This is a genomic window from Rhizobium sp. RHZ02 (genome assembly GCF_014851575.1).
Classification (GTDB): domain Bacteria; phylum Pseudomonadota; class Alphaproteobacteria; order Rhizobiales; family Rhizobiaceae; genus Rhizobium; species Rhizobium altiplani.
In genome coordinates this window covers 151,674-160,046 of the sequence record NZ_JACUZX010000010.1, presented here as the reverse complement: position 1 = coordinate 160,046, position 8,373 = coordinate 151,674, and the positions used below count along the sequence as shown (strand labels likewise).

Annotated in this window: 19 protein-coding genes and 1 tRNA gene; 17 read left to right on the top strand and 3 right to left on the bottom strand. The window is 57.4% G+C overall.

The genetic code is table 11. The features are described from left to right. Positions 1–37: 37 nt before the first annotated feature. From IB244_RS17200 to IB244_RS17120, 17 genes are all read left to right on the top strand, one after another. Positions 38–187 (top strand): hypothetical protein, encoded by a 150-nt coding sequence (locus IB244_RS17200; RefSeq protein ID WP_192304895.1) that lies wholly within the window; start codon positions 38–40, stop codon positions 185–187. Beyond that, positions 180–665 (top strand): transposase family protein, encoded by a 486-nt coding sequence (locus IB244_RS17195; protein WP_192304893.1) that lies wholly within the window; start codon positions 180–182, stop codon positions 663–665. The genes IB244_RS17200 and IB244_RS17195 overlap by 8 nt, the downstream gene beginning before the upstream one ends. Then, positions 658–894, top strand: a complete 237-nt coding sequence (locus IB244_RS17190) for a hypothetical protein (RefSeq protein ID WP_192304891.1) — start codon at positions 658–660, stop codon at positions 892–894. The genes IB244_RS17195 and IB244_RS17190 overlap by 8 nt, the downstream gene beginning before the upstream one ends. Further along, a complete protein-coding gene (locus tag IB244_RS17185; RefSeq protein ID WP_210334283.1) occupies positions 878–1,642 on the top strand; it encodes an ERF family protein in 765 nt (254 codons plus the stop codon). The genes IB244_RS17190 and IB244_RS17185 overlap by 17 nt, the downstream gene beginning before the upstream one ends. Next, a complete protein-coding gene (locus IB244_RS17180) occupies positions 1,635–2,303 on the top strand; it encodes a lambda exonuclease family protein (RefSeq protein WP_192304889.1) in 669 nt (222 codons plus the stop codon). The genes IB244_RS17185 and IB244_RS17180 overlap by 8 nt, the downstream gene beginning before the upstream one ends. A 1-nt stretch (position 2,304) precedes the next feature. After that, positions 2,305–2,718 (top strand): hypothetical protein, encoded by a 414-nt coding sequence (locus IB244_RS17175; protein ID WP_192304888.1) that lies wholly within the window; start codon positions 2,305–2,307, stop codon positions 2,716–2,718. Then, positions 2,715–2,987, top strand: coding sequence for a hypothetical protein (locus tag IB244_RS17170; protein WP_192304886.1), 273 nt, complete (start codon positions 2,715–2,717; stop codon positions 2,985–2,987). The genes IB244_RS17175 and IB244_RS17170 overlap by 4 nt, the downstream gene beginning before the upstream one ends. Beyond that, on the top strand, positions 2,984–3,184 hold the full coding sequence (locus IB244_RS17165; protein ID WP_192304884.1) for a hypothetical protein: 201 nt from the start codon (positions 2,984–2,986) through the stop codon (positions 3,182–3,184). Before IB244_RS17170 ends, IB244_RS17165 begins: the two co-directional genes overlap by 4 nt. 23 nt (positions 3,185–3,207) lie before the next feature. Further along, positions 3,208–3,468, top strand: coding sequence for a hypothetical protein (locus tag IB244_RS17160; protein WP_192304882.1), 261 nt, complete (start codon positions 3,208–3,210; stop codon positions 3,466–3,468). Beyond that, positions 3,469–3,876, top strand: a complete 408-nt coding sequence (locus IB244_RS17155; protein ID WP_192304880.1) for a DUF968 domain-containing protein — start codon at positions 3,469–3,471, stop codon at positions 3,874–3,876. It abuts the gene before it with no gap. Next, a complete protein-coding gene (locus IB244_RS17150) occupies positions 3,873–4,457 on the top strand; it encodes a Lar family restriction alleviation protein (RefSeq protein WP_192304878.1) in 585 nt (194 codons plus the stop codon). Before IB244_RS17155 ends, IB244_RS17150 begins: the two co-directional genes overlap by 4 nt. Further along, the gene (locus tag IB244_RS17145) at positions 4,454–4,693 is read left to right on the top strand and encodes a hypothetical protein (RefSeq protein WP_192304876.1); all 240 of its coding nucleotides are present in this window, start codon (positions 4,454–4,456) and stop codon (positions 4,691–4,693) included. Before IB244_RS17150 ends, IB244_RS17145 begins: the two co-directional genes overlap by 4 nt. Next, positions 4,690–5,010 carry a hypothetical protein gene (locus IB244_RS17140; protein ID WP_192304874.1) on the top strand — a complete coding sequence of 107 codons (321 nt, stop codon included), beginning with the start codon at positions 4,690–4,692 and terminating at the stop codon, positions 5,008–5,010. Before IB244_RS17145 ends, IB244_RS17140 begins: the two co-directional genes overlap by 4 nt. Further along, positions 5,007–5,237: a hypothetical protein gene (locus IB244_RS17135; RefSeq protein WP_192304872.1), complete on the top strand. Its 231-nt coding sequence runs from the start codon at positions 5,007–5,009 to the stop codon at positions 5,235–5,237. The genes IB244_RS17140 and IB244_RS17135 overlap by 4 nt, the downstream gene beginning before the upstream one ends. Beyond that, on the top strand, positions 5,234–5,488 hold the full coding sequence (locus IB244_RS17130) for a hypothetical protein (protein WP_192304870.1): 255 nt from the start codon (positions 5,234–5,236) through the stop codon (positions 5,486–5,488). The genes IB244_RS17135 and IB244_RS17130 overlap by 4 nt, the downstream gene beginning before the upstream one ends. Then, a complete protein-coding gene (locus IB244_RS17125; protein ID WP_192304868.1) occupies positions 5,466–6,578 on the top strand; it encodes a site-specific integrase in 1,113 nt (370 codons plus the stop codon). The genes IB244_RS17130 and IB244_RS17125 overlap by 23 nt, the downstream gene beginning before the upstream one ends. Before the next feature lie 77 nt (positions 6,579–6,655). Next, positions 6,656–6,740, top strand: a tRNA-Leu gene (locus tag IB244_RS17120). Between the two features lie 465 nt (positions 6,741–7,205). Here the strand turns inward: IB244_RS17120 and IB244_RS33125 are convergent. From IB244_RS33125 to IB244_RS17110, 3 genes are all read right to left on the bottom strand, one after another. Further along, entirely contained in the window at positions 7,206–7,412 is a 207-nt protein-coding gene (locus IB244_RS33125) for a hypothetical protein (protein ID WP_026371760.1), read from the bottom strand. Beyond that, a complete protein-coding gene (locus tag IB244_RS33120) occupies positions 7,406–7,708 on the bottom strand; it encodes an amino acid permease (protein WP_026371761.1) in 303 nt (100 codons plus the stop codon). The genes IB244_RS33125 and IB244_RS33120 overlap by 7 nt, the downstream gene beginning before the upstream one ends. Positions 7,709–8,018: 310 nt before the next feature. After that, positions 8,019–8,225 (bottom strand): CsbD family protein, encoded by a 207-nt coding sequence (locus tag IB244_RS17110; RefSeq protein WP_018856970.1) that lies wholly within the window; start codon positions 8,223–8,225, stop codon positions 8,019–8,021. Between the last annotated feature and the right edge of the window lie 148 nt (positions 8,226–8,373).

Below are 8,373 nucleotides of genomic sequence, written 5' to 3'. Positions count from 1 at the left end.
CGCAGGCCTACCGAAATCTTGAAGATGAGGCCGCGTGATGGACGACGAGCCCGAAGACTTCACCATGCTCCAGCACCTCCTACGCCACGCCGAAGAGCACCTAGCGAAAGCCAAGGACGAAGCCGACAGAGCAGGATGGCAGGAGGTTGTGGATCATCTACGTTCGCAGGAGGCCGCCTATGTCTAAGATTTCAGCACTCTCCTACTTAAATGCGCATGTTATCCAGTTTGAAGGAGACGAATGTCTTATTTGGCCGTTCAATACAAAAGCCAAAAGACGCCCCGTGTTCCGTATCAAGAAAAAGGGGCATAACGTTTGTCGCTATATTTGCGACAAGATATACGGTCCAGCGCCTTCAATGGCGCACCAGGCCGCCCATTCTTGCGGCAATGGTCATATTGGCTGCGTTAATCCAAAGCATCTTCGGTGGGCGACGCCATCCGAAAATCAGCAGGATCGCGTGATCCATGGAACTTCCAATCATGGCGAGCGGAATGGGTATTCTCGCATATCTGATGAAGTCGTCCAAACCATCAGGGACTTGCACCGAACCATAGCCAATAAGGAGATCGCCAAACGCTTCGGTATATCCCCGCATACCGTTTGGGCGATTGCGTCCGGATATCGTCGGTCTATCGCAACAGGAGGAAATCGCAATGCGTGACCTCCATTCTGACCTCACCTCCGCATCAGACACCATAGCCCGTGTAGCAGCCATCAATGCCAAGCATGAGGCTGAGAGGCAGCGGATGCGGAACGTGCTCAACCACGCTTTGGCAACCATGTGGTGCGTGGTCGTCGTCTGGGTCTCGTGGACGCAGCTAGGGGCGCCAGAACAGCACCGGATCAATCTCAACAATCAGGAGGCAAGCATCAATGTCTACCGCCGTTAAGACCATCGACCACGTTCCGACCTCCGTAGCGCCGATCACGCCTATGGACATGCTGGACCGCGCTGTCACCTCTGGCGCCAATGTAGAGACACTGACGCAGCTCATGAACCTGCAGGAGCGCTGGCAGGCGACACAGGCACGCATGGCATTCGACGAGGCAATGGCGACGGCCAAGGCCAACATGCCGGCTATCATCAAAACCCGGAAAGTGGACTTCACCAGCAATAAGGGCCGCACCAACTACCAGTACGAAGACCTCGCCTCGATCATGAACCAGATTGGGCCCGTTCTCTCTGCAAATGGCCTTTCTGTTCGCTACCGCACGTCGGCAGAGCCTAACCAGCCGATCGCCGTCACCTGCATCATTTCGCATCGCCAAGGCCACAGCGAGGAAAACACGTTGATGGCTGGACGTGATGACAGTGGCAACAAGAATTCAATCCAGGCGATCGGCTCTACGGTCACCTACCTGCAGCGCTATACGCTCAAAGCCGCTCTAGGCCTTGCAGCGGCTGCAGATGATGACGGCGGCAAGGCAGACCAGACGCCGGCAGAGGCGCAGGCAATCACCGAGGCTCAAACCTCGGTCATCCGCGAACTCGTCGAGAAGGCCGAACTGCCAGTCGATCAGTTCTGCGAGCACTGGAACGTCGAATCCCTACCGGACATCCCAAAGGACAAGTTCAACGACGTTGTTGGCTCTCTGCGCCGCCGTATCGCCTTCCTGAAGGAGAAGAACAATGGATGATATCGTTCAGGGCTCGGAAGAATGGCTGGAAATCCGCAAGGGCAAAGTGACCGCCTCTCGCGTTGCCGACATCATTGCCAAGACGCAGAAGGGCTATGCTGCCTCACGCGCCAAGTATGCCGGTGAATTGCTCGTCGAACGCCTGACTGGCGTGTCACCAGAGCGATTCACTAACGCGGCAATGGCTTGGGGCACGGAGATGGAGCCGAGGGCGCGCGCCGCCTACGAATATAACCGCGTCGCCAAGGTCGATCTTATCGGCTTCGTCATGCACCCTACTATTGCCGACAGCGGCGCATCGCCTGACGGCCTTGTAGGCGATGACGGCCTGATTGAAATCAAATGCCCAGAAACGCATACGCACATCAAAACTCTCAAGGGCCGAGCCGTCCCAACGGACTACGCCACCCAAATTCAATGGCAGCTTGCTTGCACTGGTCGAAAGTGGTGCGATTTCGTCTCCTACGACCCGCGCATGCCCGAGGCTATGCAATTCTTCTGTGTCCGCGTCCATCGAGTTCCTGAAATCATCGAGGAGCTTGAAAAGGAAGTAATCACCTTCTTGAACGAGCTTCGCGCAGACATCACCGCGCTCCGCAAGATCTACGACCCAGACATGCAGCCGGTAGACGGCGCTGCTGAATTGCTGATGGCGGGCTGAGATGAGCAAGAAAACCTCAGAAACCGCCCCGATTTATGTTGTTCGCTACGGCTCCAACCTCGTTGGCGAGATGGCAGCCGACAGAGAGCGCATAGCCGAAATCAAGGAAGGTGAGCGCGTCCGCATCGACGTGCGCACCGGGAGAGTGCCGAGCCGGCTGAGGTTCTACTTCGCGTTCATCCGTGAGGTGAGACTGGCGACCGGCTGCGCACCGACAGACAAGGCATTTCACTCGCTCATCAAGCTTGAAACCGGGTTTACAGAAGAAGTCCTGTTCCGTGGCTTCAAGGTGAAAATACCGTCCAGCGTTTCATTCGAGGCCATGGACGAGACCGAGTTCGGCGCCTTCCTCCAAGAAGCTCTCGCCTTCATCGCCCGAGAATACGGCATCGTTCCAGAGGAGCGCGCAGCATGATCGATTGGCAGAAAACCGCATCCAGCGTCATTGGCGAGGTGCATCGCAACCTTCCTGCCGACGCTGATCTGGCTACTCGAAAGAAGGCTTTGCGCGCTGCTCGTCCGTGGGAGTTCGCCAGTACTAGCTGGGGCAAGAAAGTCTGGGCGAAGCACTCCCGCACCTACCTCGAAAAGTTCGGCTTGCCGCCACTCCATTCCAAAGCCCCTGAACAACACCTCTCCCCACTTGAGCGCCTGATGGCGAAAGCAAAGGCAGGTGCAGCATGAGCAACGCAGTCCACAAACATCTCATCCGCTATCCACACGCCAGAACCTCCACCATCCAATACCTGGCGAAGCGCGACGAGATAACCGCCCAGTTGCGCCGTGAGATATCCGACATGAACTCCCGCCCAAGAAGCGAGGGAGCGGTAAGGCGCATGATGCGAGGGATTGCTGCGCTCGTTGCGAGGATGCCGGTATGATGGGCGCTGCATGGACGAGAGTGATGCAGCCTACATTTGGCGCGATGAAGGTCATTGAGAGCGAAGCGGCTCTTGTACCGCCTAAGAAGGCTATTTCGGACGACATGCGCTTGATGGTCGATATCCTCGACCGTCTAGGCGAAGTCCGCATGAATCCGGGATGCTACCGGATCGGCGCGGATACTATGGTTGTCCATCCGGTTCTTTACGCGCAGTTGCGCCGCCGCCTGTCAAACTCGATCGACAAGATGGCTATGGATGTCTTCTATGGAAGGGGTCTGTAGATGGCCTTCAAGATCGCCTATTCCAATCCAGAGCCACCACCGAAGCGTCGGCCTCAGAAGCGGAGCGACTACCTGTCGTTCATCCACGAGCTTCCGTGCGCGGTGACTGGCCGCTACGGTGTGCAGGCCGCCCACGTCTCGTTCGCCAACTCCTGGCACGGTCACTACGGCAGAGCAAAAGGCACGAAAGCGCCAGATCGCTTTGCCCTTCCTCTCTCTCCCGAAGAGCACGACCTGCAGCATAGCGGCAAGCTTGGCTCAGAGCGCGACTACTGGGCCTCAAAGGGCATCGACCCTCACGAACTGGCGAACACGCTCTGGGGCCTCTTCTGTGACTACGACTATTCCGAAGCCGTCGTCCGCTGCACGGCTCGTATCAATCAAGGTTTGACGAGGATACAGCCATGAAGCGCGAGGAAGAACTGAAGCCGTGCCCGTTCTGCGGCGCAAGTGCTCACGTAGAGCAGTACGGCGATGCTCGGCAGTCCACCAAGTATCAGTGCGACAACTGCGGTTGCATGCTTGAGACCGGAGAGGAACGGGATTTCGGCCGCGATTGGAACCGTCGAGCACCCCTCCCCACTCCGGTAGGCTGGGAAACCGAGGCCGAGTGGGAGCTTGAAATGCGGTGCTGCAACATCACCGAGAAAACACCGTTCGCTGAAGTCAGCAAGCTGATCAACGACCTATGGCAGCAATACTGCCTCGCAGCCGAGCCAAAAGGCGTTGACCGCCAAGTCCACCACTCAAAGCCGGTTGCCTCCCAAAACACGCAGATCGTGGAAGACAACGCAACGGAAGGCGGGGCGCATGAGAAGGGGATCAGCGATCTGTCGCCGGACGAATACATGAAAGTCCACGATGCGGCGATCCTCGCTTATGAGAGCAACACGTCCGCGTCTTATCGATATTCAGCAGTTGGCCTGCGTCGCGCAGTCGACGCAGCTTTCGAAGCCCGCTCCGCCATCATAAACGGGAGAGGCGAATGAGCAAATGGTCAGCGCCCACCAAACGACGGCGGCAAATCCGCAACAACTGCGCTCGCAAGGTCGCCTACTTTTCTCATGCAGAAACCGAGGCGGCGATCGAAGAAGTCCGCGCTGCTGGAAAGCTAAAAGTAGACGACCCGATCATCTACGTGTGCGTCGTGTGCCATCATTTCCATTGGGCCACGGTGCCGATGCGCGAGAGCGATACAAAAATTGCTGCGGAGGCTTTCCCATGAGCGATATCGTGGAACGGCTTAGAAAGAGAGCCGATTGGCGACAGCCTTCGGATTTTTCAGAAGCAGCCGACGAGATCACCCGCCTCCGCTCCGAGCTAGCCAACGCCCGCAATGCGGCGCTGGAAGAGGCTGCGAAGGAGATCGAGCATCTGTCTCCTACTACTCATGTTCCAGAACGCCTGTCGCCAGTCACCGATGACTACGGTGAAATTGTTGGGCATTTTGTTAGCCCCGCAGGAGTTCGAAAGCGGTTCATCACTGGCGAGCGCGCTGCAAAAGCAATTCGTTCCCTCAAAGCAGAGGGGGAGAGCCGGTGACACGCGAGGCGCAAAAGCTAGAAACCCTCACCATCCGGCTATCGTCCGACCTTCGGGAGAGAATGGAACTGGTTCGGCTGGGTATGCCGTACAAGCCGACTATTACCACAATTGTCGAGCGCGGGATTGAACTTGCTCTCGTCGAGATAGAGCGGCTTGCGGGAGTTTGTGAAGACACCGTCGATGAAGTGCGCGCCGGCATATCCCCGGGGGGAGAGAGCCGGTGACAGAGAACACGCTACCTTACTGGCCGGCAGCGATGAACCAGAAAATGGCGGCGGCATACTGCGGCCTGTCCGTCGATCTTTTCAAGGAGCTTTGCCCTGTCCGCCCGCTAAGATACACTCAATCCACATGGGGCCATAGATATCTTCGTCAAAGGCTCGATGAATGGATGTCATCTCTCGACCCGAATGTTAAACAATCCTCGGTGGTCAAGTTCGAGGATTTCTTCAGTGGTGGTAAAGGTGCCGCTTAAAGGCCTGAACATTCGCCAGTCCCGGGGGAAATGGTATGTCTCCTACCGGTCGACTGGCGAAACCCTTATCAAGGGCTTCGAAGGAACGCGCGAGCAGCTCGATCGGCAGATCGCCAGCCACGATTTCAGAATAAAGCACCTCCATGCGGAGACGCGGGACAGAAGCCCTTCATACGATGAGGGAACTCTCGGCGCTATCATCAAGTGGTTCAAGGAAGAATGCCCGAGGTGGGATAAGCTTTCGGAGGCGAGCAAAGAGGACTACGAGAAGTCCTTCACCTACCTTGAGGCGGCCAAGCACGAGACCGCAGGTCCGGTCTATAACTTCCCGGTATCCATCATTACGCAGCCGAGCGTCTATGGGATGCGCAACAAGGCGGCCAAGGATAAGTGGGGACGGTTCGCTGATAAGCTGGTGAGCCACCTTTCGACCATCTTCAAGGAAGCCGTCAAAGTCGGGAAGATGGTGCAGAATCCTGCCGGGGGCGTGGAAAAGCTGCATACGGCCGATCCAAACGCCAACCACGAATGGACCGACGAGGAAGTGCAGACAGCGATCTGGCTCGCTTCCGACGCCATCCTGACGCCGTTGATCCTTGCCCGCTATCAAGGCTTCCGAGGCCAGACATGCGCAGCCCTCACCTGGCGGAACTACCTCCCGGACGCAAAAACCGGCAAAGCCTTTTCAGTTGTCCTGCGCAAGAACAACGAGGCGAGCTGGTTTCCATGTGCTCCCGAGACGCGGGAACACCTCGACGACGTGGAAGCGGTCCGCGCCGATGCGGCCGTCAAGGCGACGAGGATCTGCCTAAACAGTGACGGGCTGCCATGGAAAAACGAGAAGAGCATGCAGGGGGCTGTGAGCGATTACCTGTCCGAACTGAAGGCGGATGGCTTGATCCGGGAAGGCTGCACGCTTCATGGTCTGCGCGTCACATACGCGGCTGCCATAAGGCGTCAGGGCTTTGACACTGGGATCGTTGCTGATGCTCTCGGGGACCGCTCACGGCGCATGGGAGAGCACTATACGCGCCACGTCGAGAAGGAACTCGGGCGCCTAAAAGTCTTCAAAGGAAAGAACGATAAATGAACATGGTTTGCACAACAAAAAAGGCGTTGTGCAAAGCTTCCCAAATCAGATTCGCTAAGTTATTGGGATCATTGACTGCGAGCGTGGCGAAACTGGTAGACGCAAGGGACTTAAAATCCCTCACCGCAAGGTATACGGGTTCGATCCCCGTCGCTCGCACCAAATCGAAATCGCTATGTCAAGTACATCCAGAAATCCGCCCGGAGTGGACGAACTTTATGTAGGGCGCTGCACATGGCCTGAGGGTGTGGATTAAACCGGCAGGCGCCCGGCGATCGATTGATAACAATGATCTACGGTCATGAGTATAGCAGCGTCCATTGGTCCTCCGGACGAAACGTGAGAACTGTTCCCGGATGTCCTATCTCACCTTTTAACATAGGTCATCCGTTGATGCGCCACCTTTGAGCACGGCCTGAGCTTCCTGAATGAGGAATACAACCATTGTCATTCCGGACGCCGGTAAATCCTAAATGTACACACGCCGTAGACAACATGCTGGCGACGCGCCGGTGTCCTTGGCGAGTCCAGGTGCGGCCTGCTGGACAGGCACAGCCTTTGGGTGCTCGTCCGGGCAACGGCACGACGTTGTGATCCGCTTTTTGCATCGCGGTAGCCAGTGAAAGCCTAGATCAGCGCCGTGGCAGTCGTCAGCACGGCGATGGATGCCCGCAGAAGATCGCCCGTGTGTCCCTCAGGGTCGCGATCGTAAGTTTCACCGGTCAGGGCCAGGTGGAGCCCGTAGGCCGCGACCAGGATATAGGGGACCAGGATCATCGAGCTCGTCAACTCAAGCGCCAGATGGAAAGCGTATTCTGCAAACAGCGTCAACACGAGAAAGATCTGGACGACTTGGTAAGCCACAGGGCCATCGAAGGAACGCCGTTCTTGTTTTCGTGGGAAAGAAAGCGCGGCATGGTGTCGTAGTTCGAGGCGGAATAGAGGATTGCAGCCGCGAGGAGCACCCACGTGAGATATGCCCCAGCGACCGAAATCAGCAGGCCGATGCTGACGAAGACGTCGCCCCACCGGCCAACCACGGCCTGCAGCACGCCCGCCATCGAAGGATTGCGAAGGGGGGCGAGATCAGGGCGCAACAGCACGCCGTAGGACAGGATCGTGACCAACACGAGCAGGCACGCCGAGGAAGCCGAACACCGTGGCGACGCCGACATCCGACCGATTGCGGGCGTAGCGCGAGTAGACGCGCCGACGCTGTATGCAGAATTCGGATAACGGAGATCGTTGAAGTCCGGTACAGCCTAGCCCCTCTCGGACGGTCATCGCATCGGGCTGGGCCCTTGGTCGGCATGGCCGGGCTTCACCGTCGATTGCCGTCAGCAACTCGCGCTCGCCAAACGAGGCGAAAACGGTCGAGGCGTTGGCAAAGACTGGAGAGTTCAGAAAGAAAAGGCCCGGAAGCCCGGGGCCCGCTAAAATCTAGTGCCAGGTCTGGTTTCCGTACCACTCATCGATGTCGCGGCGAACTCGGTCGCGTTCGATGCCGTAGCGCTCCTGGATCTTGCCCTCCAGTTGTTCGCGCTTACCGGCGATCTGATCAAGGTCGTCATTCGTAAGCTTGCCCCACTGCTCCTTGACCTTGCCTTTCATCTGCTTCCAGTTTCCTTCGACGCGATTCCAATCCATTGTATTTCCTCCTATTGTGGATGAGGAAGTAACGGGCTTCACCGCCAAGTGTTCCCGAAGCGTCGATGCGGCAACCGGTAAGGATCAGTGCAGGCATGGGCGGGCCGTTGGCCTGCGCGTTGAGCGATCTACGGCTTCGGCCAACTTG